Source organism: Chitinimonas naiadis (assembly GCF_054780835.1).
The window spans coordinates 1-24,516 of sequence record NZ_BAAGVO010000007.1 but is presented as its reverse complement, the minus strand read 5'-3'; the positions used below and the strand labels follow the sequence as shown (position 1 = coordinate 24,516).

Below are 24,516 nucleotides of genomic sequence, written 5' to 3'. Positions count from 1 at the left end.
TCAATTTCACCAATTAATAGCCAGTTGCAATACTAAGACCAGTCGATAGGCCGCGTCAGGGCAAAGCCGGACTATGCTGAACCTGCAATAGTCCCCAGTGGCAACACCGGTGTTGGGGTAGACCCGGCTCGATTGCTGCGGAACAAACCAACCGCCTGGCTGCCAATCTCAGGGGCGCAATGCAGGATGCCCGCCAGCGTTGTCCCGTTTCGCCTTGGGCACGCCCCCCCGTTACCAGGCAGTTAGTGCGGCTGCCCGACCTGGCAAGAACCATCGATCCCCGGTGCGACAGCAAACCGGAGATCGGTTTCCAGTACTTAACCTGAGGGAAGGAACACACCATGGAACTCCATCTCGGCATACCGGAAGCACAACGCAAATCGATCGCAGAAGGCCTGAGCCGCTTGCTGGCCGATACCTATACGCTTTACCTGCAAACCCACTATTTCCACTGGAACGTCAGCGGCCCGATGTTCAACAGCCTGCACCTCATGTTCGAGACGCAGTACACCGAGCTCGCGCTCGCCGTGGACCTGATCGCAGAACGCATACGTGCGCTGGGCTTCCCGGCACCGGGTACCTATGGCGCCTTTGCCAAGCTGACCTCGATAGAGGAAGTAGAGGGAGTCCCGCCTGCCCGCGACATGATCGCCATCCTGCTCAAGGGTCAGGAGACGGTCGTACGTACCGCCCGCGGTCTGTTCCAGGCGGTCGACGAAGTCAACGACGAAGCCAGCGCCGACTTGTTGACCCAGCGCCTGCAACTGCATGAAAAGACAGCCTGGATGTTGCGCGCCATGCTGGAGTAAGCCGGAACCGCGCCCCACTATGTCTTGGTTGCGGGGTCCAGTTGCGGCCCCTGCAGCCAGCGCGGTTGCCACAAACCGACAGCCAACGCGGTACCGAGCAGGATGATGCTGCCACCCAGCATCATGGAGCGGGTCAGCATTTCATCGAGGAACAGCCAGCCCCAGATGATGGCGAACAGCGGGATCAAAAAGGTCACCGTGATCGCCTTGCTGGGCCCGACATGGGCAATGAGCCGGAAATACATGAAATAGGCCACGGCGGTACACGCGACCGCCAGTGCAACGCTCGCCCCCCAGGCCGTCGCCGGCACCGGCCCAGCCGGCCAGAGCAGGATAGCCAATGGCAGCAGCAACAGGCTGGCAGCGAGCTGGCTACCCGTCGCCACCAGCAAGGGTGAGACCCCCGCCAGCTTCTGCTTGGTGTAGTTGGCTGCAATACCGTACGACAGCGGCGCGATCAACGCCGCCAATACCGCCAGGCCATCGCCACCCGGCTTGAAGCTGATCTTGTCCGAGACCAGCACCAGCACCCCGAGAAAACCGATCACCAGCCCGACAACACGACTGCGTGCCAGAGATGTCTTCAGCCAGACGTAGGCAACCACCGCGCCCCACAATGGCGTCGTCGCGTTCAATACTGCAGTGAACCCGGCGGAGAGTGAGAGCGAGGCCCAGGCGAACAGGCAGAAAGGCAACGCCGAGTTCAACAGCCCCACCACGGTCAGCGGCAGCCAGTTCGCCAGCATGGCACGGCCTTCTGCACGCCACAGCAGCACTGGCAGCAGGCAGGCCGTTGCAAGCAGCACCCGGACAAAGATCAGCGCGACCGGCCCGAAGGCGGGTGCGGCAACGCGCATGAACAGGAACGAGGCGCCCCATAGGGCAGCCAGTACTACCAGCTCCAGAAAGTCTTTTGATCGCATGCTTGGCCTTGGCGGTGAATGATCGATTCTGGCCTACAGACTAAACCGGGCGGGAGCTGGCATCCATCCGCTTCTTGCGCTCAAGCGGGCAAAGCCTGCTTCAAGGGATCAGCCAACGCCACCAGCAAAGCCTCCAGGCCACCGCGCTCGTCCGCCGGCACCATGCCGATGCGCAAGGCGACGAAGCGGGACAGCTCGCGCAAGCGCCAATTGAGTTCGGCAACAATCCCCATGGCTTCGGCCAGCTCGGCGGCGGGGGTATCGGCCAGCATCGCCGATATCTCGGCAGCCGGTATGCTCCCCAGGCCTGTCCGCAGGAACGCCTGCCGGACTACCCCATAACGGCCCTCGGCATCGACGATCAGCGCCTGCGCCCGCACACTACCGGCATCCGCCTTGGCACGTTCCAAGGCACCGTGGGTGACGGCCAAGGTCTGTATCAGCTGGTTCAGCTCATTGAGCACGCCAGCATTGCTGTACAGCGGCAAGCCTGCCATGGCCGAGTTTGGCAGCAAGCAGTCCCTCAGGTGCAGCATGATGGGAGGCGAGTGCCCAGAAGAAACAACCTTGAGCGCCAGATCCAGACGGATCGAGGAATCGGCAGTCTTGCCCAACAGGCCTACCACCATCTCGGCAGCGGCAAGTACCTGCCCCGCAGGGCTGATGACCGCGCCACTCAGACCGCGCGGATAGCCGCTGCCATCAATCCGTTCATGGTGCTCCAGCACAATACGGGCGGCCGTTTCACCAAGCCCCGTCGTCTCCCGCAGCAGCCGATGGCCCACCACCGGATGGACCGCCACGCTGCGCCACTCGTCCGGCGTCACCTTGTGGCTGCCCTCCAGCACCGCCGGATCGATATAGAGCTCGCCAACATCATGGAGCAGCGCCGCCGTGACAAGGCTGCCCATGATATCGACCGGCAGCTTCATGCTGCGCCCTAGCCCCAGCGCGATCAGCGTCACCAGCAGGGAGTGCCGCATGGCGGCACCTTCGGTATGGTGGGATAGCGTCAGCAGCAGCAAGGAGACACGATCCAGCGGCACGGCGGCAAGGCGCTTCGCCAGGCGCACCTGCGCATCCTGCTCGCACAGGGGCGCCAGCATGGACTGCTCTTCCAGCATCACACCGGCCAGCAACACCAGCGCCTCGACCGTAACACCTTCCGCCACACTCAGGCTCTGCAGCAAGGGCCGCTTGAGCTTATGCACCAGCAGCCGCTCCTGCATGCTGCGGTCAAGCTGGCTACCGCGGGCCAGCAATTTGACGCCCTTGTCGGTGTAGATATCCTCGGCAGCCACCACCTCCTTGCTGTCGGCAAGCGACAGGACACGGTCAAGCAGGTGTGGGTTGGGATTCTCCAGCAGCAGGTCAGGCACGGCTCCGGCTCATTGTTGTACTGCGATGGCCATTGATGGGTAAAGCAATTCCTCGTCCTATGCCACCATAGCCCATTGCCCAACAGTCGGCGCAAGGCGAACAAGAATCATGGGCAAGGACCTAGCCCGCCCGGTAGACCTTGCGGTGACCAAACAGCAGACCATGGTGCTGGCAATCCACTGCCGGAACAGCCTGGCGGAACGGCTCGGTCAGCAATATCTCGCCACCCCCTGCGCGCTCTTCCCCCAGCTTGGAAGCGGCATTGACCTCGGCCCCCCACACCTCCTTGTCGTCAATCAGCAGCACCTGGCCATAGCCCAGCCCGATACATACCTCGATCCGGGTTTCTGCTGCGCGACCGACATTGACCTGCTCGGTCGCAGCCACCATCGCCCTTGCTGCAGCCAGCGCATCGCCAGCCTGCTCGAATACGGCCAGCAAGGAGTCTCCTTCACGCTTGAGGCAATACCCCTGATGCCGGGCGATCAGAGGCAGGAACAGGTTCTCCGCCTCCACGATCAGTTGCAGGAAGTGGACAATCCCAAAGGCTTCGACCTGCCGGGAGAAGCCGACCAGATCGGTAAACATGACCGCCCGCGTCCGCCCGAAGCGCTGGAATATCTCAGTTTCGATTGCTACCTTGTCGGCGCCGGGTTCCTGTCTGTCCGCCAGCAAAACGTTGAGCGCTTCCGCCTCAGTCACGACCAACCTCGGCGATCACCTCACGCGCGGCCCGTACCGCATCAATGCAGAGTGGTACACCGGCGTAGATGGCCGAATGCATCAGCACCTCGCGTATTTCATCGACGGTTGCGCCGTTGTTCAACGCACCACGGACATGGCCCTTCAGCTCCTGGGTTCGTCCCAGGGCTGCGAGCATCGCCAGGGTAATGAAGCTGCGGGTCTTGCGATCCAGCCCTTCCCGGTTCCAGACCGTTCCCCAGGCATGCTCGGTGACGAACTCCTGCAAGGGCCGGGTGAAATCATCGGCATCGGCAAATGCCTTGTCGACAAAGGCATCACCCATCACTTCACGGCGTACTTTCAGACCGCGTTCAAATTGTTCGCTCATCTTGGTCAATTCCTGTTTGGCGCTAATATGCAAAGGTTTCCCATCATAGCCGCAGCGCCACCTATTTCATCGTTCATGCGCAAACTCGCTTATCCCCTGCTCGCCGCCATCACCCAAACCGCGCTTGCCGCCGACATGCCAGACGATCAACTGTGGTACAGCCTGCTCTATACCGCGCTGACCCTCATCGTCGCCATCACCGCGACCGCGCTGCTCAACAAGCTGTATCGCAAGCTGCACGCACTGATCGTGCGTGCCAGCCGCCGTACCGCTCAGGCGCTGGAACGCAAGACGCATCGCGTCGTACGCGCCATGCCCTTGCTGCGGTTGGAAAGCGGCCTGCTCAAGTTGGGCCGTGTGCTGCTGTTCCTGCTCGTGTTCTATGTCGCGCTGGAACGGATATTGAGCTACTTCCCCAGCACCCGCCCACTGGCCGATCGTCTTGCCGGCTGGATGCTGGATCCGCTGCAGGACGGCATGCTGGCCATGCTGGAACAACTGCCCAAGCTGCTGTTCCTGCTCGTGGTCATCCTGGTCACCCGCTACCTGCTGCGCGTCCTGCGCTATCTGTTCCGGGAGATCGGGCGCGGCAGCCTGCGGGTAGAGGGCTTCTATCCGGACTGGGCGGGTCCGACGCAAAAGATCGTGAGCTTCCTGCTGATCATCTTTGCGCTGATGGTCGCCTATCCCTATATACCCGGCTCCAGCTCGGACGCGTTCAAGGGCGTCACGCTGTTTATCGGTGTCCTGTTCTCGCTCGGCTCGACCGGCGCCGTATCGAATATCGTGGCCGGCGTGATTCTGACCTATATGCGGGCCTATCGGACGGGAGACCTGGTGCGCATTGGTGACGTGCAAGGCGTAGTCACCAGCCATTCGCTGCTGGTCACCAAGCTGCATACCATCCGCAATCAGGAAATCACCATTCCCAACTCGGTGGTCCTGCAAGGTGCAGTAACCAATCTGTCCTCCAGCGGTGCTGCTCGCGGTGCGCTGGTGACAACGGCCATCACGGTCGGCTATGACACACCCTGGCGACAGGTGCACGCCCTTCTGCTGGAGGCCGCCGCCAATACTCCGGAAGTCATGACAACACCCGTGCCCTTTGTATTGCAGACCGAGTTGCAGGATTTCTACATCCGTTACGAATTGAACGCCTACACCAACCAGCCAGAGCGCCTGCCCTTCGTGCTCTCTGCACTCAATGGCAGCGTGCAGGACAGCTTCAACCGCCATGGTGTACAGATCATGTCGCCGCATTACTTCGATCGTGCAAGGACCACCGTGATCACGCCGCCGGAACAATGGTATGCAGCGCCGGCAGAGGGCTCCCGAAAGGATTGACCACCGATGAGGAGGCGCAGGCCATAAGGCAGATAGCGACAGGGAATAGGGGAATAAAGTCCGAGGCCCCGCAGGGTGCATATTTGCAGTGCCCTACCAATATCGACCCATAATCGCGCCTCAATATTGCTTTGGTTTTTATCCTGACGCGCTCAAGATTGAATACCAGGAAAGTCCTGCAATTGACATTGCAATACGAAAACACAATACGGTAACCCTGAAAGTAAAAAGCCGACCACGAGGTCGGCTTTTTACTTTTGTCAGCATTGCACAAGGAATCAACTTCCTCATGCAGGGCAGCGCTTATTTTCCCTCACGCATACTCCTGGAGGTACCAAGCAGGTTTTGCCGTAGCTCGGCAGAAGTACGGGCACCGATATACATGCGTAGGAAAATACGCCCCATCAATTCGCTGTTGATATAACGCGCCTTGGTCTCAGGCACCAGTAGCGGCGTGCCATTGATCGATGCAGCCAATCCCTTGCCCGGGATGATGTCTATGGTCACGACATCGCCCTTTTGCAGCTTCCGCAAGGAGTTGTAGATGGCGCCCATCTGGAAGGTCTCGGTGATCAGCTGGTTGAACTCGTCCCGACTGGCAGCGACTTCGAAGTCCGACAGGAAATAGCGCGATGCGGTCGCACCGGAAATATCCTGCAGCATGATCAACTGGATCCGCTTGGGGCCGGCCAGCTTCTCGACATCCTCAAGCGTGCTGGCCTTTTGCACCAGATAGATACCCGTGGTGTCGACCTTGTTGTAGCCGCGCTTGCGCCAGCCCACACCATTGAGCTGCAGCTTGGTACCTTCCAGGGTGATGGTTTCCTCGAAGCTGGTACCATCGATTTCAACTGCGGCCTGTGCCGAGACCATGGTGACCAATGCAAGCAATGCCACCAAAGAGACTTGGATCATACGAATCATCGTGATTCCTTAAAGTGCAGGGAGGGCAAGCGCACAACGCTCCTGTCCTACCGGAATTAACAGGCTCAGAACGGCTTCGTCAGGTTCAGTACAAAGGTGGTGCCTTCTGGACGGTCCTTGGCGCCAAACTCCTGCAAGAGGCGGCCGTCTACCAGATAGTCACCACCGCCCTGCAAGTAGGCGAACTGAACGCCCAAACCGTAAACATGACCCTTGGCACCGAGGGTGAGGCCTTGACGGGCCAGCACGGCCGGGTCCTGCGGGGTCTCGCTACGGCTGTCTTCCGTGGTCTGCACCACGGCATACCCGGCCATACCCAGGCGCCATGATTCGGTCACCGTCTTCATCAAGGCCAGGTCCACATTCACATAGTTGCCGGTGCGGAAATGGGTGTCCTTGTTACGGCTGTTGATCGCCAGCGAACCACGCGCACCCACGTCCCAGCCATCGCCGATATAGCTGTACTGGACCAAGGGACGGAAAGTGTAGAACTTGCCGCTCCCCGGATTGGCCGCTTTGTCGCGATCATAAGAACCGGTCGGCAAGACAATGGCCGGCACAAACATCCATTGGCTGTTGTCGGTAGACCAACGCAGCATCGGTGCCAGCTCCAGGTCACCAATGCCGGTGCTGCTGTTCGAATTGGTTCTGGCAATACCGCGGGCCGATTGCAATGCAGCGGCACGGACAACCGGCCCAAGCGCTTCAAGACTGGCCGGGGTGATCTGGCTATCGGCGCGCTCAATCGTAACGTCGGTTTTCTTGCGCAGCAGCGGCAGCAAGGCGGTGAAGCCCAACTGCGCGCCCAGCACCTGCGTATTGCTCATATAGCTGAGGCGTGCCAGCACACCTTCTGCCCCAATACGGATCTTGCTACCCGTCGTGACATTGGCAACGGAGCCGGCCGGTGCGCCCAATGCCTGCAGGTCAATTTGCTGGCGGGAATCATGCTGAATGCTGCCGCGATAGCGATAGATTGGCGTCTGCACAACCCAGCCGCTCTCGTAAGGAGCCGACATGTCTGCGCCACCAATACCAGGCGCATAGCGCAAATCGTAGTTTTCGCTGGCAATCGCAACGCCAGGTACTGCAACAGCAAGCAGGCAAACAAGGGTAATCCGCATAATCATCTTTCCAAAACAAATTTGCCGACTATCCGAACCAAGCATTCAAGGACAAACAGCAAATAAGTAGAGCAATTACTTTACAGTAACAATTGGTTGTAGATAGGTTCCAGCTTGAATTCAAGTACTACTGGGTACAGGGCTGCGAGGCACACAACCTCTAGCTTTTAGTCGTATTCTTCTTGGAATCCGCCAATAATTTCCAGCCTTGCGCTACAGCGCAAACTGGGCATCTTCGCATTGGCTGCAACAGCTGGCTGATGCAGCCAGCAATTCTCACAAGCCCGGCGTGAAGAAGATGCGCCGATAGACATGGCCGATCAGCTCCGCGTCCTGAACTGCCTGATAAACAGTCCGGCGCAGAGTCTCAGTTACCATGGAAATGTGCTGCTCCAGGGCCTGGTCTCAAGCAAGGCGTTGCCTGCTGAACCCATTTGAGGACGACATGGCGGCGCAACAACCGACGGGAGTTGACCTTTTGATCGGGGCCGCATTATACCGTCCTCTACGTAGTTTCCCACCTGTTTGTAGGACAGATCGAAATACGGCCCGCGCCCCGCAAAACCAGCGTGTGCCTTGCGCAGAGAGTTTCTTACGTGAAACTTTCCAATAAGGCGGTAATAATCACCTTAATGTCGGGCCATTGGGTTATTCAGGCTGAACGTGTCCCTATCAGGACAAGCCATGCGGATTACCGGCCCCATTTCAACAACCATTCGCCAGACCACGAACCATTTAAGACCGTTTTGCAGCCAGCCAGACGACATCGAATTTCTCCGTCGCCATTTCATGCTTATGCTCAAGCAGTATTAAATTCACCGGCCGATACACCCTATGACTCAGCCATAATCGCGATATTAAATCGCCCTCTCCGCTTGCAATGACCGCTTACCCTGCACGCCGGCAATTGAGCCAAATCCTGACTGTCTTTCGCACAGAGAATGATGCATCAATTCACCATTTGAACCTGGCATGTTAACCAGCAAGCCCTCGCTGTAACGACTGCCCGTCCAATAAGCCCCCACCAACCGATCTCGATCAGGCTATCAGCCTGACCTCACCAACCAACCCCTACTGCAAGCCCACCTTCCCTTTGTAAGCCGCCTTGATCTTGCCAGAGTCGTAGGCGACGCCCGCCTTCATGGTCCAGACGATACGCCTCAAGGCAGTGGCATCCTGACTCAGGCTCCCCTGGTACAGCACCAGATCGGCCCGCTTGCCCACGGTGACCGAGCCGATGTCTCGCTCACGCCCCAGGTAGACGGCACCGTTCAAGGTAGCGACTTGCAGTGCCTGCGCACGACTGAGGCCGGCTTCTTCCAGCAGTTCGATCTGGCGCACATTGGAATAACCAGGGATGACGCCGCCGTAGCCAGTCGGATCAGTGCCGGCCACCAAAAGTCCACCCGCATCGAAATACTGCTTCTCCCACGCCATTTCCTTGGGTAGCAAACTGCTCCAGATATTGCCCGGCTGGGCCGCGATGGCGGACCAACGCGTCAAGTACATTTCCCGCAATTGCGGAATCAGTAGGTCCAGCGCGCCTTGCGGTGCAATCGGCCGGCCGCTGGCAAACGTCTCGAATACGGTCAGGGTCGAAGTCAGCGCCACTTTCCTTTCCAGCAGATGCTTCTGTAATGCCTGCATCTCCGGACTATCCACCGCCAGGGCGTTCAGGCTCTTGGGTACGGCATCGGCCGCCGGGCAGGCATCCAGCTGCTTGCTGGCGACAAAGTCGCTGGCCGCCAGAAAACCATGCTCCAGATTATCAATACCGATATCGGCCGCCTCCCGATAGCTGATGGCGCACAGATGACCCGTCACCTTCTGCTGGTGCGCATGCGCCTCAGCGACCACAGCCGCCAGCTCCGCCCGGGTCAGGTGCATATAGGCCTTGTAGGAGGTCGCTCCCTCGCCAGCCCAGTAGCTCACCATGGACTTGGCCTGTTCCGGGCTCGTGATGCGTTGTACCTGCATCACAAATGGCGTGGCGCCGTTCAGGAACGGTGCCGTGACATCCATATCCGGGCCGATATTGCTACCCGCATCAATATCCCGCTTGAGATTGAGGTCGGCGTACGGGCTCATGCTGCCAGCCGTCCGGATCGTCGTCGCACCGCCCGCCAGATAGAGACGCGGGAAGGAATCAAACAGCGCGCCATAGGCCCCCATCGCGACCGGGTAGAAAGTGTGCTCGTGCAGCATGACAAAGCCGGGCGTGAGCGACATTCCGCCCAGATCCTTGACCACAGTCCCCTTGGGCAATGTCAGCTTGCCGGTTTTACCAAGGGCGGCAATTCGCCCGTCCTTGATCAGCACGCTCATATCGGTCTGGACCGGACCGCCGGTGCCGTCGAACAGCTCCACATGCGTCAAGGCCAGCAAAGGGTCACGCAGCGCCACGAATTCCTCGGTATTGGCGGCATAGGTGAGCGAGGCGCCAAGCGCCAGCGCGGCGGTCAATGTCCAGTTCGGCATGAGAGCGGGTTCATCCTGATCAGGTTATCAACGGCAGGCTACAACGGCTGCCAGCGCAGCGGGACCCGGCGTGGTCAGTTGCCCATCACCGGCAAAACCAGCGTTTCCTTCACTTCCTCCATCACCACGTAACTGCGGGACTCCACGGCACCGGGCAGATTCAGCAGGATGTCGCCCAACAGGGTCCGGTACTGGGACATATCGGAGATACGCGCCTTGACGAGGTAGTCAAAGTCACCCGAAACCAGGTGGCATTCCACGATATTCGGTAGTTTCATAACCTCGCGCCGGAACTGGTCGAATATCTCCGCCGACTTCGCCGCCAACCGCAGCTCGACAAAAACCAGTTGCGCACAGGCCACCGCCCGCGGATTCACCCGCGCGTAGTAGCCCTCGATCACCCCTTCCCGCTCCAGTCGTTTCACGCGCTCTGAGGTAGGCGTAGTCGACAATCCCACCTTCTCGGCCAACTCGGTCAAGGCCATGCGGCCGTCCGCTTGCAACAGCGTCAATATCTTGCGATCGGTACGATCCAGTTCACGCATAGCTCATTTCCAGACTTTTTCTAGTCATAACCCAGATTGGCAGGACTTATTCCTGATTTCATCATAAAACTTGGTGGCACTTTTTGCCATTAGCTCAATAGACTGCGCGAATTAACTAACCTTGAATTCGGGCTGCAAACCATGCGTGTGATCGTACTCGGCGGCGGTGTGATTGGTGTATCGACGGCTTACTACCTGGCACGTGCCGGAGCCGACGTCACCGTACTGGAACGGCAGTCCGGCGTAGCGCTGGAAACCAGCTTTGCCAACGCAGGCCAGATCTCGCCCGGTTATTCCACCCCCTGGGCAGCACCCGGCATTCCGACCAAGGCCCTCAAATGGCTGTTTCAGCGCCATGCCCCCCTTGCAGTGAAGCCGGACGGCAGCCTATTCCAGTGGCAATGGATGGCCCAGATGCTGGCCAACTGCAATGACGCCGCCTATGCCGTCAACAAGGAACGCATGATGCGCCTGTCCGAGTACAGCCGGGATTGCCTGCGCGCCCTGCGCAGGGATATCGGCCTGCACTACGAAGAGCGTAGCGGTGGCACCTTGCAGCTGTTCCGTACCCAAAAACAACTGGACGGTGCCGCACGCGACATCCCGGTGCTGGACGCCTGTGGCGTACCATTCGAGCTGCTGGACGAGGCCGGCTGCGCCAAGGCGGAGCCGGCGCTAGCCAAGGTACCGGGACGTATCGTTGGGGGCCTGCGCCTGCCCAACGACGAAACCGGCGATTGCCAACGCTTCACGACCGAGCTTGCCCAGCGGGCAGAGCAACTGGGTGTGGCGTTCTGCTTCAACAGCCGGATCGAACAATTGGTGGTGGAGCGTGGCCGCATTGCCGGGGTACAGGTCAACGGTGAGCGCCTGACGGCCGATCACTACGTGGTCGCACTCGGCAGCTTCAGCCGCCACCTGGTCAAGGAACTGGGGCTGAACCTGCCGGTGTACCCGACCAAGGGCTATTCACTCACGATCCCCATTACCGACCCGGCTGGTGCACCGGTCTCTACCATCCTGGACGAGACCTACAAGATCGCCATCACCCGCTTCGACGACCGAATCCGCGTCGGCGGTATGGCCGAACTGAGCGGCTATGATCTGAGTCTCAACCCGCGCCGCCGCGAGACGCTGGAATTGGTGGTCAATGACCTGTTTCCACAGGGTGGCGATGTCGCCGCCGCCAGTTTCTGGACCGGCCTGCGCCCCATGACACCGGATGGCACCCCTATCGTCGGCGCCAGCCCCTACGCTAACCTTTCACTCAATACCGGCCATGGCACCCTGGGCTGGACCATGGCCTGCGGCTCCGGCAAGTTGCTGGCCGACATCGTCACCGGCCAGCGTCCGGAGATCAGTACCGAAGGCCTGGCACTGGACCGCTATGGCCGCAAAGCCATCGCTGGCCGCCTTGGCAGCCTGCAACCCGCCACCGCCTGAACACGATACAGACCAGGACCAACCGCCCTGCGCCGTACCGGGGCGGCTGGTCCCGTTTTGCCGGATAATCCCCCCAGCCTTTCCTGAGCCCGACCGATCATGAGCCGCCCGCTGACCGCTACCATCAATCTCGCCGCACTGCGCAACAACTACCTGCTGGCCAAGCGCCTGCATGGCGGCCGAGTGCTGGCCACCATCAAGGCCAATGCCTACGGCCATGGTGCAGTCCAATGCGCGAAGGCGCTGGCGGATATTGCGGACGGTTTTGGCGTGGCCGCCATCGAAGAAGCCATCCAGCTGCGCGAGGCCGGCATCCAGCAGCCCATCCTGCTGCTCGAAGGCTGGTTCGACGCCAGTGAACTGCCCCTGATCGACCAGCACAAGCTCTGGACCGCGCTACACAGCCTTGAGCAGATCGCCGATATTGAACAGTCCGATATCAAGCAGAAGCTCACCGTCTGGACCAAGATAGACAGCGGCATGCATCGCCTGGGTCTGCACCCGGATGACTTCCGGGCTGCCTACGCACGCCTGATGGCAACCGGCAAGGTCGGCAAGATCATCGCCATGACCCATTTCTCCAGGGCCGACGAGCTGGATTCCGATACCAGCCCCAAGCAGCAGCAGTGCTTTGTCCGCGCGATCGAAGGCCTGCCGGTGGAAACCAGCCTGTGCAACTCCGGTGGCATACTGGGCTGGCCCGATCTACATGGCGACTGGGCGCGTGCCGGGATCATGCTCTATGGCGGCACCAGTACGGATCGTCGTCTGGCTGACTGGCCACAAGCAGTGATGAACCTCGATAGCCGCGTCATCGCGGTACGGCACCTGGCAGCGGGCGAAACCATTGGCTACGGCACCCGCTTCATCACCGATCGCCCCACCCGGGTGGGTGTAGTTGCCTGTGGTTATGCGGACGGTTACCCGCGCGTCGTACCCAATGGCACACCCGTCCTGGTGGCGGGAGAACGCGGTAGGTTGATCGGCCGAGTGTCGATGGACATGTTGACCATCGACCTCACCGACCACCCCGAGGCCACAGTGGGAACGCCCGTCCGGCTCTGGGGTGAAGGCTTGCCCGCAGCAGAAATTGCCACGGCGGCAGGAACGATCGACTACGAACTGTTTTGCAACGTCAAGCGAGCCCACTTCGACTACCAGGGCTAATCCCTGTCAGGCAACGCTTACCACCAGGCGTGAAAGTGGTGCACCGGACCGATACCCTGTCCTACCTGTAACCGGTCTGCAGCCTGCAAGGCGGCTTGCAGATAGGCCCGGGCCGCCGCAATGGTACTGGGCCAGTCGGCGTGACGAGGCCGCAGTGCCGCCAGTGCGGCGGACAAGGTACACCCCGTACCATGGGTATGGGTAGTGGCCACGCGCGGGTAGACAATGCGCTGCGCCAGGTCCGGCGCCAGTAACCAGTCCGGGCTCTCGACCCCGCCAAGATGCCCCCCCTTCATCAGCACGGCCTGTGCCCCCGCTGCCAGCAAGGCCTGGCCTTGCTCACGCATCTGCGCCTCATCCTGCGCAACCTCGCAACCAAGCAAGGCAGCGGCTTCCGGCAAGTTGGGGGTAATCAGGCTGGCTTGCGGCAGCAGGCGCTCGCGTATGGCCGCCACCGCGTCCAGCGTCAGCAATGGATGCCCACCCTTGGCGATCATCACGGTATCGAGAACCACATGCCGGGGCCGGTATAGCGACAGGCTGTCCGCCACGGCATGGACAATCTCGGCATTGGCGAGCATACCGAGCTTGACGGCATCGACACGGATATCGTCAAACACCGCCTTGAGTTGCGCCGCCACAAAGGCAGGGGGAACGGGATGAACGGCCTGCACGCCCTGGGTATTCTGTGCTGTCAGTGCCGTCAATACACTCAGCCCATAGGCCCCCAGCGCCGAGAAAGCCTTCAGATCGGCCTGTATGCCCGCCCCGCCTCCGGAATCGGAGCCCGCAATCGTCAGCGCATGATGGATCATCGCCTGGTTCCCGCCCTGGTTCAGCGACGGCACGCCGCCGCGAAATCGTAGTTCTTGTCGTAGACCTGCGTATTCACCTGCAACAGGCCAAGCACGGTACTGAACAGGTAATCGTGGCTGATCTCCTGCTTGCTGCGCTGCTTGACGCAGTTCATGTCGAGGCCAAAGCTGTTGGCGTAGCTTTGCGATGCCCACATGACCATCGGTACCGTGGTCTGCTCCCTGGGTGCGATCGCATATGGCAGGCCGTGCAGGAAGATACCGTTCTCCCCGAGCGATTCACCATGGTCGGACACATAGATCATGGCCGCATCATGGCTGGTCTGTGCCTGTAGCAGCTTGATCGTCTGGGCCAGGAAGTGATCGGTATACAGCAGCGCATTGTCGTAGGCATTGACCACTTCCTGGCGCGTGCACTTGCCCAGTTCGGAGGTCGTGCACTCTGGCGTGAAGCGACGCTGCGCATCAGGGTAGCGCTTGAAGTAGGCCGGCCCGTGGTTACCCAACTGGTGCAGCACCACAACCAGGCTACCCTTCTCGCTCTTCAGACGATCCGCCAGGCCGCCCAGCAATATCTCGTCCAGACAACGCTCACCATCGCACAGCTTGGGATCCTTGGCGCTATCAACCTGCTGTGTCTCGAGTCCATCACAAACCCCCTTGCAACCCGACTGGTTGTCCCGCCAGAGCACCTTCAGGCCGGCATGGTCCAGCACGTGCAGCAGGGACTCATGCTGACGGATATTCTTTTCGTTGTAATCCCGGCGCCCAAACGGCGAAAACATGCAGGGCACCGATACTTCGGTATTGGTCCCGCAGGAATTCACCTGACTGAAATTGACGACATCCATGGCCGCCAGCTCAGGCGTGGTCTGCCGGGCATAGCCATTCAGGCCCCAATTGGCAGCACGGGCGGTTTCACCCACGACGATCACCAGTACGGCCGGCTTGTCCCGCTGGGCCCAGCTCGCCGCCAGTTTGGCATCCTTGCCGACCGGTTTGCGCGGACCGGCAGCCGCGGTATCCGCCGCCAGTACGCGGATCAATGACACCACATAGTTACCGGGTGTGATCAGGTGACGGATCTCCCGCTGGTTGCGCATCAAGGCCGAGAAATCCTGAAAAACCAGCAAGGTGGCACCAACGGCTACGGCCACCGCCACGCCGATCCAGACGATACGCAGCAGCAAGGCCCGTTTCCAGCTACGAAGCTGCAGTCGGCTGCGCCACAACACGACCAGCGGCAATACAGCGAACAGGAACAGATGCGGCAGGATGCCCGGAGTCATCAACTCCTTGGCTTCCTTGACGTCCGTCTTCAGGACGTTACGCACCATGCTGGTATCGTAAAAAACGTGGTAGCGCTGCATGTAGTACGTCGCGAACGCCGTGACCACCAACAGCACGCTCAGCAGGGGTTTGACGGTCCAGCGGTTGGCGAACAGGGAGAACGCGGCGAAATGGATGGCCGTCAGTGCAATCCAGATGGCCAGCGCGAACAGCCAGTTCTTCGGCTGGGACCAGTCACGCCCGGCAAGGGCCGCCTGCCAGAACAGGCCATTGCAGAACAGGGTAAAAAACGCCGTGACCAGCAAGGTCAAGCGCTCCACCGTCATCTCGGGACGCCAGGCCCGCAAGCGGGCAAACCAGTTATCGGGGGATGAGGCAAACATGCGGTTGGAGGACATGGCGTTCTATCAAAACGGGAGGAGAGCTACAGGGGCGGGAATGTAGCATGGAGCGGCGCGCGCATGCTTAACCCAAGCTGAAGACCCGGCCAGCATCCACTTACGGGCAAATGCCACGGAGCGCCGGCCCGTCTCCTCGTCTCCATCGCAAGACCCGGCCCACAGCACAGGCTGCACGAACAAAACGGCCCAGCGGGCCGTTTTGTTCGTGCAGCAGGGCGTCAGGACTTTCCCGGCTTGAGCAGGAACAGTGCCGTCGCCACACCAACCATGCACACCGAGGCCACATAGTAGGCCGGCGCCAACTTGTCGAACTTGAGCAGCAGGCTGACCAGCACGGGCGTAAGGCCACCAAAGATCGCATAGGCCACATTGTAGGAGAAGGACAATCCGCTAAATCGCACCTTGCCCGGGAAGGCATGCACCATGACGAAGGGCACGGCACCAATGGTGCCGACCAGGAAGCCAACCAGCGCATAGAGCGGGAACAGCCACTGCGGCTGGGTCCACAGGCTGCTGAAGAGCACATAGCTGCAGATGGCCAGCAAAGTACCGCCCACCGACAGGACCAGTCTGGCACCGATACGATCGGCCAGGCTACCTGCCACCACGCAACCCAGCGTCAGGCACAAGGTCGCCAGGCTATTGGCCTGCAGCGCCGTCGCAGCGCTGAAACCATACAGCTTCTGCAAAAAGGTCGGCGTCATCAGGATCACGACCACGATGGCAGCAGACAGCATCCAGGTCAGCAGCATGGAGATCAGTACCGCGCGGCGATGATCCCGCACCACTTCCTTGAGCGGCATTTCCGCAGCCAGCGCCTTCTGCTGTTGCAGTTCGGCAAAGACCGGGGTTTCGTGCAGCCACTGTCGCAGATACATGGACAACAGGCCAAAGACACCACCCACTAGGAAGGCGATGCGCCAACCATAGCTATACAGCTCTGCCTGGCTGAAGGCGGTATTGATCGCAGTGGCGGCCAACGAACCCAGCAGGATGCCAAAGGTCAGGCCGGCAGTCAGCGTGCCGCAGGCGTAGCCGATATGCCGATGCGGCACATGCTCGGAGACGAACACCCAGGCACCGGGTACCTCGCCCCCCACCGCGGCACCTTGCAGTACCCGCAAGACCAGCAGCAGGACCGGTGCAGCCATGCCAATGCTTGCATAGGTCGGCAAGCAACCCATCAGCAGGGTCGGCACCGACATCAGCAGGATGCTGAGCGTGAACATGCGCTTGCGGCCAAGCAGATCACCAAAATGCGCCATGATGATGCCGCCCAGCGGCCGTGCCAGATAACCGGCAGCGAAGATGCCGAAGGTCTGCACCTGCCTCAGCCAGTCCGGAATTTCCGGTGGGAAGAACAGCTGGCCGATGACCGCGGCGAAGAAAACAAAAATGATGAAATCGTAGAATTCCAGCGCACCGCCCAAGGCAGCGAGGCCTAGGGTCTTATAGTCGCCCGCACCCAGGGTGCGCGGCGCCGCAGCAGTGGCTGCAGCGTGTGAAACAGACATCGCGTACTCGCTTCCAGATAGGGATCAGAAGCGAAGCGCTGCACGGCGGATATCAGTGCAGGAGTGCCGAGGTACAGCATAAAGGAGCGCATGAACTGGCCGGGTGGCGCCAGACAGAGCGTTTTACGCTTCGCAAGTGATCGAGGTTAGCAAACTGGCAGACACTCTGCGCTAAGGGTATTCCCCATCCCGGCCATTCAGCAAGCACGGGCAAACCAGTCTAGACCAGCCTGTCGCCATCCCGCCCAAAAGCTTCCGCCAGAAAATCCACGAACACCCGAACCGCCGGCAGCAAGCCGCGACGGTGCGCATAGACAGCCTGCAAATGGCCACCCGGCATGGTCCAGTCCGGCAGCAAACGCATCAGTGTGCCCGCCGCCAGCTCTTCCAGGCAATACACCTCTGGCAACATGGTCACACCCAGTCCGCGCACGGCCGCCGCCTTGCGGATGCCGAACTCATCAATGGCCAGCCGCGGCTCCAGCGCAACCTCCTGCTGCCGTCCATCCGGGGCAGTAAACAACCAATGCACGCGCTTGTCCTGCTCGATCGCCCCCAGCACGGGCAGGCGCATCAGGTCGTCCGGGCTCTGTACCCTCACCGCCCGGCGCAAGCTGGGCGCCATGACCAGGATGCTGCTCGCCGGCCGCAAGCGTCGGGTGACCAGCGACGGATCTTCGTCACCGCTGGTCCGCACCCGCAATGCGACATCCACGCCCTCCTCCAGCAGATCCACCCGGCGATTGGTCATCACCATCTCCAGCCGCACCTCCGGGTAGGCTGCGAGAAACGCCGGCACGATATCGACAAACTGGGTCTGCGCCAGCGCTACCGGGCAAGACACCCGTATCCGGCCACGTGGCGCGATGCTCAAGGCCGCAACGGCCTCGTCAGCCGCTTCGGCTTCCTGCAGCATCGCCTGGCAATGCTGGAAATATCGGTCACCGACATCCGTCAAAGCGAGCTTGCGGGTTGTCCGCTGCAGCAGCCGTACCCCCAGCCGGCCTTCCAGTTCGGCAATGCGCCGGGACAGCCTGGACTTTGGTATCCCCAGCAGCCGGCCAGCCGCCGCGAAGCCGCCCGCCTCCACCACCTTGGCAAAGTAGTGCAGATCATTGAGGTCTTGCATAGATTGTCCCACCAGTAGAACGATGCATCACATTTTAGCTATCTAGTGCGCAATTGATACGATGAATAGTATTCGCTCCAAGCAAGTCGCCGGCGTTGGCGACATCACTCAGGAGCAAACCATGAAACTCTTGCACATCGATTCCAGCATCCTCGGCGACGCATCCGCATCGCGCCAACTCAGCCGCGAAGTCGCCGATGCCTGGCGCACCAGCCAGGCTGGTGTTGAAGTCAGCTACCGCGACCTGGGCGGTGATTCCGTCGCCCAACTGACCGGCTTCACCCTTGGCTCGAACGGTACTCCTGCCGAGCTGCGTGACGCAGCCCAGCAGCACGAAGCCGCCCTGTCGGAAAACGTCATGGCCGAATTCCTGGCCGCCGACGGCATCGTCATCGGCGCGCCGATGTACAACTTCAGCATCCCCAGCCAGCTCAAGGCCTGGATCGACCGCGTCGTCGTGGCCGGCAAGACCTTCAGCTACGGCGCCAACGGCCCGGTAGGCCTGGCAGGTGGCAAGAAGGTGGTGATCGTCTCCACCGCAGGTGGCAAGCATGCAGGCCAGGTATCGGCTGCAGCCCATGAGGACTACCTCAAATTTGTCCTCGGCTTTGTCGGCATCACCGACGTCACGGTAATCCACGCCCAAGGCCTCGCCATGGGGCCGGAAGCTCGCGAAGCGGCCTTTGCCGATGCACGCAAGCAGATCGACGCCCTGTTCGAAGCGACTGTCAGCTAAGACGGAGCCATTCGGTACCGCGTACCGGATAGCAGCACACAACCCCCGCACCAGTCATGGTCGGGGGTTTTGTCATGGATCGACCCGTCTGCGTGCCGCCTGCCGCCGCGATTCGGCCCTTGGGTGCTGTGTTAGACTCACACTCTTTACCGGATCATTCAGGCTGGCATTCAGGCCGGATCACACGTACGAGGTCGCATCATGTCGGGTAGCACCCTGGGATTGTTGTTCACCGTCACCTCCTTTGGCGAAAGCCATGGCCCGGCCATAGGTTGCGTCGTGGATGGCTGCCCTCCGGGCCTTGTCCTTGCTGAAGCCGATATCCAGGCCGAGCTGGACCGTCGCAAGCCGGGCACCAGCCGCCATGTCACCCAGCGCAAGGAACCCGACACGGTCGAGATCCTCTCCGGCGTATTCGAAGGCCGTACCACCGGGCACCCTATCGCCCTGCTGATCCGCAATACCGACCAACGCAGCCAGGACTACGGCAAGATCGTCGAAACCTTCCGTCCAGGTCATGCCGACTACACCTATTGGCACAAGTACGGGATCCGCGACCATCGCGGTGGCGGCCGCAGCTCTGCTCGCGAGACGGCGGTCCGTGTTGCAGCGGGGGCCATCGCCAAGAAATGGCTCAAGGAAAAGTTCGGCATCGAGATTCGTGGCTACATGAGCCAGCTGGGCGAGATCAAAATCCCGTTCAAGGGCTGGCAGCACATTGCCGAGAACGCCTTCTTCGCCCCCAACGACGAGATCATTCCCGAACTCGAAGCCTATATGGATGCGATACGCGCCGAGCGCGACTCCATCGGTGCCCGTATCGAGGTCGTTGCCGAAAACGTGCCGGTCGGCTGGGGTGAACCCGTCTACGATCGGCTGGATGCAGACCTTGCCCACGCGCTGATGAGCATCAACGCAGTCAAGGGCGTAGAGATCGGCGATGGGTTCGATGTCGTCGCGCAACGCGGTAGCGTCCATGGCGACGAACTAACCCCAGCCGGTTTTGCCAGCAACCACGCTGGTGGCGTATTGGGCGGTATCTCGACCGGGCAGGATATCCGCGCCAGCATCGCCATCAAGCCAACCTCCAGCATTCCACAGGAGCGCCATTCGATCGACAAGGATGGTCAGGCCGTGATGATGCAGACCACTGGCCGCCACGACCCTTGCGTGGGCATCCGCGCGACACCGATCGCCGAAGCCATGGTAGCCCTGGTCCTGATAGACCATGCACTACGGCATCGCGCCCAGAATGCCGATGTAGCCGTCAGCACACCACGCATACCCGGCAAGATCGCCTGATCATCCTGCGGGACGATACAGCTTGAAGGCAATAGAAAAGGACGCCGATGAGCGTCCTTTTCTATTGCCCGACTATCAAACCCTATTCAATCCGGGTTATGAATCAGGCAAATGAAAAGCCGACCCAAGGGTCGGCTTTTCTTGCTTGCGCTAGCGCAGCAACTAAGCAAATTACTGCTTAGGAGCTTCGGCCGGAGCGGCAGGAGCGGCGGCCGGAGCGGCAGCGGCATCAGCCGGGGCAGCAGCAGGAGCAGCAGCGTCAGCGGCCGGAGCGGCAGCCGGAGCAGCTTCAGCAGCAGGAGCCGGAGCGGCAGCAGCAGGAGCTTCAGCAGCAGGAGCAGGAGCAGCTTCTTCCTTCTTGCCGCAAGCGGCCAGGCCCAGGGCGAACAGAGCAGCGACGAGCAGGGTCTTATTCATGGTTTTACCTTTTGAAAAAGTGGAGTTCACAACAGAAAACAAGTAAGCAATCGACCGTTGATCGAGGGCTTGAAACCTTTGACAGCATCAAAGACGACCGACGCCAAAATTCTAGCAGCTTCTCAAGAAAAAACTAGGGGGAAATTGCACCGCAGCAAGACATATGGCTCCGCAACATCTATATGAATAGACGTCTCCCCTCCCCGGCAGGTTCTGCACGCTGCCAAAAGAGTTCGAATTCCTGATGGCATTGCGCCATCGTTCTGCCTTGAATACTCGTCTCACCCCTCGGATTTTCAGGATGAAAACGACGTACCACCGCATTATCTGTCAGCAAAAATCTATCCGGTGTATTGCTATCGCTTTCACTTAAGGTCCTGATTGAAAAGGCATGACCATAGGTATTCAGCAACTCCACCAGTCGTGGACAATACCGCCAGAACCATGATTCGCTGAGCAACAACAGTCTTACCCTAGCCTGCGGTGACCCCGCCAGCAAATGGCGCAGCGCCTGGGCATTGGCTTGCTCGTGCGCACCGGTCTCCGCCAGGTCGCCATCCAGCCAGCTCACACTCCGGGTCGCGCCGGCCATTACCTTGGTCAGTTCGTCCCGATAGGTATTCAGATCCTCAAAGGCCAGATCGTTCATAGCGCTTGGTTCATGAAGTAGCGAACAAGTTCAATGACAGCATAGCTGCTTAGCAGCACCCCTGCCGTCAATCGCACCGCACGGTGCTGGCGCAAGCGCTGTAACTGGCCAGCTGCCAGCCCCATGGCCATCAGATTGGGCAAGGTGCCCAGACCAAAAGCCAGCAAAATCACGGCTCCACGCCAGGCCGCCCCGCTGGCCAGCGCCCCGGTTGCCGCGGTGTAGACCAAGCCACAAGGCAGCCAACCCCATAGCGCACCGGCCAGGAATGCGCCTCGCAAGCTGCGCAAGGGCAATAGCCGCCCCAGCAAGGGTTGCAGCCGGCGCCATAACGGCCCGCCAAGGCGCTCCAACCGCGCCAGCAAGGGCGACCAGCCCGCAAGATAGAAGCCCAGCAGCAGGACCAGCAGCAAGGACAGCAAATAGAGGGCTGCCTGAACATGGGATGCCTGGGGTAGCCAGGCCAGCAAGCCGGACAAACCACCTAGCAGCGCACCAATCAGCATATAGCTCGATATACGCCCCAGGTTGGCCGCCAGCAGCATCGGGAATCGCCCTGACTGGCGGCTCTGCAAGCCGAGCGCCGCTGCCAGCCCGCCACACATCCCCAGGCAATGCACGCCCCCCAGGAAACCCGCCAGCAACCAGCCCGCAAGACTCAACAACAAGGTATCGGAAAACATGGCGGCAGCTTAACAAGGTCGACCATACCCTGGCGAGCCACGGCGCCACAAATGAACAAGGCGCCCACTCGGGTGCCTTGTCTGTAGAAAAGCTGCGATGCTCAATGGGGAGCGAGCGTACCGCTCTCCTCATCGCCACGCGGCTTGCTGAAATCAACCGGGCAGTACTTGTTGACCTCCGCCCCATCCCGCTCGAAAAACAGTGTCAGTCCGCTCGACAGGCCGGCAAACAGCCAGCAGACAAAAAAACCAACCGAGTAGGCCACCACACGGCTATCAAAAATCGGCTCGCCACTGACCATCAGGTCCAATGGATCAAACAAGGTGAAAAACAGGCTGTTCACAATACCGGCCACTAGAAACGAAGGCCACAGTACCAAGATCGACTTCAGTTTCATGCAGGATGTCTCCATGTTTTTGTCCCGATCTAACGCCGGTCCTGAAATGCATCCTACTCCTGCACAAATCACCGGAAAACCCCTACCGATCAATAACCTAGCATTGATTTTCATGGTGCGGCGCAGCATCCATTCAATAAATCCGATGAAATATCCGGCAGCCCACCCTGACTCGCTCATAATCCCTATTAGGAGGGCCTGTAAATACAGTCCTGGACTGCATCGGAAAAATTGAAATGCGCTTATCGCTCGACGCACTGATCGTATTGGATGCCATAGAACGCAAGGGCAGCTTTGCTGCCGCCGCAGGGGAACTGCATCGTGTCCCTTCCGCGGTGACCTACACCATACAAAAGCTTGAACAAGATTTGGATGTTCTGATTTTTGACCGCAGCGGCCATCGCGCCCGCTTGACGCCGGCCGGCCAGGAACTGTTGCGAGAAGGCCGACCTTTGCTCGATGCGGCAGCCGCGCTGGAGGCCCGCGTCAAGCGCGTGGCCACAGGTTGGGAACCCGAATTACGTATTGCCGTGGGGGATCTGGTCGACTTCGATGTCCTACTGGAGTCCGTCGCGGCCTTTGACCGGGTCGGCGGAGCGACCCGACTGCGTTTCTCCCATGAGGGCTATGGTGGCACCTGGGATGCGCTCTATACCGGCAGGGCCGACCTGGCTATCGGAGCACCGGACGAAGCCCCGCCCGGCGGTGGCTTCAAGAGCCTGTCGCTGGGCACCGTGACCTTCGTACTGGCCGTTGCGCCCGGCCATCCGCTCGCGAAGGAACCACAACCCATCCCGATGCAGACCATCCGCGCCCATCGCGCTGTCAGCGTGGCAGACAGCTCGCGCAGCCTGGCCCCCAGAACATCCGGCTTGCTGACAGGACAACCTACCCTGAGCGTATCGAGCCAGCGCGACAAACTCGCAGCCCAGTTGGCCGGCCTCGGTGTTGGCTTCCTGCCTGAACGGATTGCGGTCCCTCATATCGCAGCGGGCCGCCTGGTCGCGCTGGAAGTGGAAGAAAGCAAGCCGCGAGCGCAACTCTTTGTCGGCTGGCCGACCAAGTCCCGTGGCAATGCCTTGCGCTGGTTCCTCGACAATCTGAGCAATGAGGCGGTACAGCGCCGCCTTTGCGAGGGCGCTTCCGTCTGATGCAACTGGTACTGCTCGATACCCCAACGGAAATTGCACAGCGCCTGGCCAGCAAAGGCTGGTCGGGTGCCTGCCTGGGTACCGACCCACCCTCAAGCTGGCAGGCGCTGGCCAGCATGGATGCGGCAGAGGCACTGAACAGGCCAAGGGTATGGCTGAGCGCGGCCGGACGTAAGCCAACGCTGGCAACGGACGACGTTCTGCTTGATACCACGCCAGCCGCGGCAGCGACACAGACGCTCGGCCTGCGCTGGCAAGGAAGCCCGTTTGCAGTGGCGCATGGCTTTCTTCTGACGGTAGGAGGGCCTGCGGCGTTGATTCCTCTTGCGGCCCCCCTGCTTGATGCACTGGCACCCAATCCTGGCGCCTGGCTGCATGCTGGCGGCTTGAGCGCACCCGCCTTTTTCAACCAGGTCATGGAAGAATGCGGAGGCGGGCTAGCTGGACTGGCACCCTTGTTTCTGAGCAATCCAGCCACCGGCCTGGACCCGTTCTGGCAAGGCCAGAAAGCATTGTCTGCCCGGCTGGCCGAGCTGGCACAGCGCTATCTGGCGGGGAGTGGAGATGAGGATTACCACCCCATCAATCCCCTGCCCGCCGTATTCTCGCTAACGCCGCCCAATAGCGTTGCCACTGACTCTCCGGCCCGCAAGCTGGCGGCGCTATTGCTGTGGCTACACCAACAGAAACAAGCTGCCGGCTAAGTCGCGTATCCACGGTACAGGGGTGCGCCGGGATACCTCGATACTCAAAAAACCAGCCAGAACGCACCAAGCCCCGCGGCTTCACCGCGGGGCTTGGTCTGGTTCAATGCGCTTATCT

24 protein-coding genes are annotated in these 24,516 nt (G+C 60.5%); 8 read left to right on the top strand and 16 right to left on the bottom strand.

Translation table 11 applies throughout. From position 1 onward, the window contains the following. The first annotated feature begins 341 nt into the window (after positions 1-341). The gene (locus tag ACYVHK_RS20565; protein ID WP_460536004.1) at positions 342-809 is read left to right on the top strand and encodes a Dps family protein; all 468 of its coding nucleotides are present in this window, start codon (positions 342-344) and stop codon (positions 807-809) included. A gap of 17 nt (positions 810-826) precedes the next feature. Here the strand turns inward: ACYVHK_RS20565 and ACYVHK_RS20560 are convergent, their stop codons facing one another. From ACYVHK_RS20560 to pcaC, 4 genes are all read right to left on the bottom strand, one after another. Further along, a complete protein-coding gene (locus tag ACYVHK_RS20560) occupies positions 827-1,732 on the bottom strand; it encodes a DMT family transporter (RefSeq protein ID WP_460536002.1) in 906 nt (301 codons plus the stop codon). A gap of 80 nt (positions 1,733-1,812) precedes the next feature. Further along, a complete protein-coding gene (locus ACYVHK_RS20555; RefSeq protein WP_460536000.1) occupies positions 1,813-3,111 on the bottom strand; it encodes an HD-GYP domain-containing protein in 1,299 nt (432 codons plus the stop codon). Between the two features lie 121 nt (positions 3,112-3,232). Next, entirely contained in the window at positions 3,233-3,814 is a 582-nt protein-coding gene (locus tag ACYVHK_RS20550) for an adenylate/guanylate cyclase domain-containing protein (protein ID WP_460535998.1), read from the bottom strand. Then, on the bottom strand, positions 3,807-4,184 hold the full coding sequence (pcaC, locus tag ACYVHK_RS20545) for a 4-carboxymuconolactone decarboxylase (protein ID WP_460535996.1): 378 nt from the start codon (positions 4,182-4,184) through the stop codon (positions 3,807-3,809). Before pcaC ends, ACYVHK_RS20550 begins: the two co-directional genes overlap by 8 nt. 75 nt (positions 4,185-4,259) lie before the next feature. On the opposite strand from pcaC, the gene ACYVHK_RS20540 reads away from it, so the two are divergent. After that, entirely contained in the window at positions 4,260-5,528 is a 1,269-nt protein-coding gene (locus ACYVHK_RS20540; protein WP_460535994.1) for a mechanosensitive ion channel family protein, read from the top strand. Between the two features lie 303 nt (positions 5,529-5,831). Here ACYVHK_RS20540 and ACYVHK_RS20535 read toward each other — a convergent pair whose 3' ends face one another. The 4 genes from ACYVHK_RS20535 to ACYVHK_RS20520 all read right to left on the bottom strand — a co-directional run bounded on the left by ACYVHK_RS20535 (position 5,832) and on the right by ACYVHK_RS20520 (position 10,599). After that, positions 5,832-6,443, bottom strand: a complete 612-nt coding sequence (locus ACYVHK_RS20535; protein ID WP_460535991.1) for a chalcone isomerase family protein — start codon at positions 6,441-6,443, stop codon at positions 5,832-5,834. Positions 6,444-6,517: 74 nt separating this feature from the next. After that, entirely contained in the window at positions 6,518-7,576 is a 1,059-nt protein-coding gene (locus ACYVHK_RS20530; protein WP_460535988.1) for a SphA family protein, read from the bottom strand. A gap of 1,071 nt (positions 7,577-8,647) precedes the next feature. Continuing rightward, a complete protein-coding gene (locus tag ACYVHK_RS20525) occupies positions 8,648-10,054 on the bottom strand; it encodes an amidohydrolase family protein (protein WP_460535986.1) in 1,407 nt (468 codons plus the stop codon). Positions 10,055-10,128: 74 nt separating this feature from the next. Further along, positions 10,129-10,599: an Lrp/AsnC ligand binding domain-containing protein gene (locus tag ACYVHK_RS20520; protein WP_460535984.1), complete on the bottom strand. Its 471-nt coding sequence runs from the start codon at positions 10,597-10,599 to the stop codon at positions 10,129-10,131. Between the two features lie 132 nt (positions 10,600-10,731). Here ACYVHK_RS20520 and ACYVHK_RS20515 point away from each other — a divergent pair, with 132 nt between their 5' ends. Both ACYVHK_RS20515 and alr read left to right on the top strand, forming a co-directional pair. Beyond that, complete coding sequence (locus ACYVHK_RS20515; RefSeq protein WP_460537077.1) at positions 10,732-12,042, top strand: D-amino acid dehydrogenase; 1,311 nt, start codon at positions 10,732-10,734, stop codon at positions 12,040-12,042. A gap of 99 nt (positions 12,043-12,141) precedes the next feature. After that, on the top strand, positions 12,142-13,209 hold the full coding sequence (gene alr, locus ACYVHK_RS20510; RefSeq protein ID WP_460535982.1) for an alanine racemase: 1,068 nt from the start codon (positions 12,142-12,144) through the stop codon (positions 13,207-13,209). A 17-nt stretch (positions 13,210-13,226) separates the two neighbouring features. Here the strand turns inward: alr and thiD are convergent, their stop codons facing one another. The 4 genes from thiD to ACYVHK_RS20490 form a co-directional block, all read right to left on the bottom strand. After that, positions 13,227-14,057, bottom strand: a complete 831-nt coding sequence (thiD, locus tag ACYVHK_RS20505; protein WP_460535980.1) for a bifunctional hydroxymethylpyrimidine kinase/phosphomethylpyrimidine kinase — start codon at positions 14,055-14,057, stop codon at positions 13,227-13,229. Further along, on the bottom strand, positions 14,045-15,712 hold the full coding sequence (locus ACYVHK_RS20500; RefSeq protein WP_460535978.1) for a phosphoethanolamine transferase: 1,668 nt from the start codon (positions 15,710-15,712) through the stop codon (positions 14,045-14,047). The genes thiD and ACYVHK_RS20500 overlap by 13 nt, the downstream gene beginning before the upstream one ends. A 221-nt stretch (positions 15,713-15,933) precedes the next feature. Next, positions 15,934-17,229 (bottom strand): MFS transporter, encoded by a 1,296-nt coding sequence (locus ACYVHK_RS20495; protein ID WP_460535976.1) that lies wholly within the window; start codon positions 17,227-17,229, stop codon positions 15,934-15,936. 220 nt (positions 17,230-17,449) lie between these two features. Further along, entirely contained in the window at positions 17,450-18,358 is a 909-nt protein-coding gene (locus ACYVHK_RS20490) for a LysR family transcriptional regulator domain-containing protein (protein ID WP_460535974.1), read from the bottom strand. 121 nt (positions 18,359-18,479) lie between these two features. Between ACYVHK_RS20490 and ACYVHK_RS20485 the strand changes: the two genes are divergently transcribed. Together ACYVHK_RS20485 and aroC are read left to right on the top strand one after the other, a co-directional pair. Continuing rightward, on the top strand, positions 18,480-19,094 hold the full coding sequence (locus ACYVHK_RS20485; RefSeq protein ID WP_460535972.1) for an FMN-dependent NADH-azoreductase: 615 nt from the start codon (positions 18,480-18,482) through the stop codon (positions 19,092-19,094). Between the two features lie 201 nt (positions 19,095-19,295). Continuing rightward, the gene (gene aroC, locus ACYVHK_RS20480) at positions 19,296-20,396 is read left to right on the top strand and encodes a chorismate synthase (protein WP_460535970.1); all 1,101 of its coding nucleotides are present in this window, start codon (positions 19,296-19,298) and stop codon (positions 20,394-20,396) included. A gap of 171 nt (positions 20,397-20,567) precedes the next feature. Here the strand turns inward: aroC and ACYVHK_RS20475 are convergent, their stop codons facing one another. From ACYVHK_RS20475 to ACYVHK_RS20460, 4 genes are all read right to left on the bottom strand, one after another. Next, positions 20,568-20,855 (bottom strand): hypothetical protein, encoded by a 288-nt coding sequence (locus ACYVHK_RS20475; protein WP_460535968.1) that lies wholly within the window; start codon positions 20,853-20,855, stop codon positions 20,568-20,570. Between the two features lie 136 nt (positions 20,856-20,991). After that, entirely contained in the window at positions 20,992-21,462 is a 471-nt protein-coding gene (locus ACYVHK_RS20470; protein WP_460535966.1) for a DUF7931 domain-containing protein, read from the bottom strand. After that, on the bottom strand, positions 21,459-22,145 hold the full coding sequence (locus ACYVHK_RS20465) for a sulfite exporter TauE/SafE family protein (protein ID WP_460535964.1): 687 nt from the start codon (positions 22,143-22,145) through the stop codon (positions 21,459-21,461). The genes ACYVHK_RS20470 and ACYVHK_RS20465 overlap by 4 nt, the downstream gene beginning before the upstream one ends. Before the next feature lie 101 nt (positions 22,146-22,246). Next, positions 22,247-22,543 (bottom strand): hypothetical protein, encoded by a 297-nt coding sequence (locus tag ACYVHK_RS20460; RefSeq protein ID WP_460535962.1) that lies wholly within the window; start codon positions 22,541-22,543, stop codon positions 22,247-22,249. Positions 22,544-22,779: 236 nt separating this feature from the next. Between ACYVHK_RS20460 and ACYVHK_RS20455 the strand changes: the two genes are divergently transcribed. Both ACYVHK_RS20455 and ACYVHK_RS20450 read left to right on the top strand, forming a co-directional pair. Then, a complete protein-coding gene (locus tag ACYVHK_RS20455; protein ID WP_460535960.1) occupies positions 22,780-23,694 on the top strand; it encodes a LysR family transcriptional regulator in 915 nt (304 codons plus the stop codon). Continuing rightward, entirely contained in the window at positions 23,694-24,398 is a 705-nt protein-coding gene (locus ACYVHK_RS20450) for a hypothetical protein (RefSeq protein WP_460535958.1), read from the top strand. The genes ACYVHK_RS20455 and ACYVHK_RS20450 overlap by 1 nt, the downstream gene beginning before the upstream one ends. Positions 24,399-24,516: the final 118 nt, after the last annotated feature.

Bases quoted from the DNA above. Each gene is read 5' to 3' on its own strand.
- ACYVHK_RS20565 (WP_460536004.1), top strand. From the start codon at position 342: ATGGAACTCCATCTCGGCATACCGGAAGCACAACGCAAATCGATCGCA.
- ACYVHK_RS20560 (WP_460536002.1), bottom strand. From the start codon at position 1,732: ATGCGATCAAAAGACTTTCTGGAGCTGGTAGTACTGGCTGCCCTATGG.
- pcaC (WP_460535996.1), bottom strand. From the start codon at position 4,184: ATGAGCGAACAATTTGAACGCGGTCTGAAAGTACGCCGTGAAGTGATG.
- ACYVHK_RS20540 (WP_460535994.1), top strand. From the start codon at position 4,260: ATGCGCAAACTCGCTTATCCCCTGCTCGCCGCCATCACCCAAACCGCG.
- ACYVHK_RS20535 (WP_460535991.1), bottom strand. From the start codon at position 6,443: ATGATCCAAGTCTCTTTGGTGGCATTGCTTGCATTGGTCACCATGGTC.
- ACYVHK_RS20530 (WP_460535988.1), bottom strand. From the start codon at position 7,576: ATGCGGATTACCCTTGTTTGCCTGCTTGCTGTTGCAGTACCTGGCGTT.
- ACYVHK_RS20525 (WP_460535986.1), bottom strand. From the start codon at position 10,054: ATGCCGAACTGGACATTGACCGCCGCGCTGGCGCTTGGCGCCTCGCTC.
- ACYVHK_RS20520 (WP_460535984.1), bottom strand. From the start codon at position 10,599: ATGCGTGAACTGGATCGTACCGATCGCAAGATATTGACGCTGTTGCAA.
- alr (WP_460535982.1), top strand. From the start codon at position 12,142: ATGAGCCGCCCGCTGACCGCTACCATCAATCTCGCCGCACTGCGCAAC.
- ACYVHK_RS20500 (WP_460535978.1), bottom strand. From the start codon at position 15,712: ATGTCCTCCAACCGCATGTTTGCCTCATCCCCCGATAACTGGTTTGCC.
- ACYVHK_RS20495 (WP_460535976.1), bottom strand. From the start codon at position 17,229: ATGTCTGTTTCACACGCTGCAGCCACTGCTGCGGCGCCGCGCACCCTG.
- ACYVHK_RS20490 (WP_460535974.1), bottom strand. From the start codon at position 18,358: ATGCAAGACCTCAATGATCTGCACTACTTTGCCAAGGTGGTGGAGGCG.
- ACYVHK_RS20485 (WP_460535972.1), top strand. From the start codon at position 18,480: ATGAAACTCTTGCACATCGATTCCAGCATCCTCGGCGACGCATCCGCA.
- aroC (WP_460535970.1), top strand. From the start codon at position 19,296: ATGTCGGGTAGCACCCTGGGATTGTTGTTCACCGTCACCTCCTTTGGC.
- ACYVHK_RS20470 (WP_460535966.1), bottom strand. From the start codon at position 21,462: ATGAACGATCTGGCCTTTGAGGATCTGAATACCTATCGGGACGAACTG.
- ACYVHK_RS20465 (WP_460535964.1), bottom strand. From the start codon at position 22,145: ATGTTTTCCGATACCTTGTTGTTGAGTCTTGCGGGCTGGTTGCTGGCG.
- ACYVHK_RS20460 (WP_460535962.1), bottom strand. From the start codon at position 22,543: ATGAAACTGAAGTCGATCTTGGTACTGTGGCCTTCGTTTCTAGTGGCC.
- ACYVHK_RS20455 (WP_460535960.1), top strand. From the start codon at position 22,780: ATGCGCTTATCGCTCGACGCACTGATCGTATTGGATGCCATAGAACGC.
- ACYVHK_RS20450 (WP_460535958.1), top strand. From the start codon at position 23,694: ATGCAACTGGTACTGCTCGATACCCCAACGGAAATTGCACAGCGCCTG.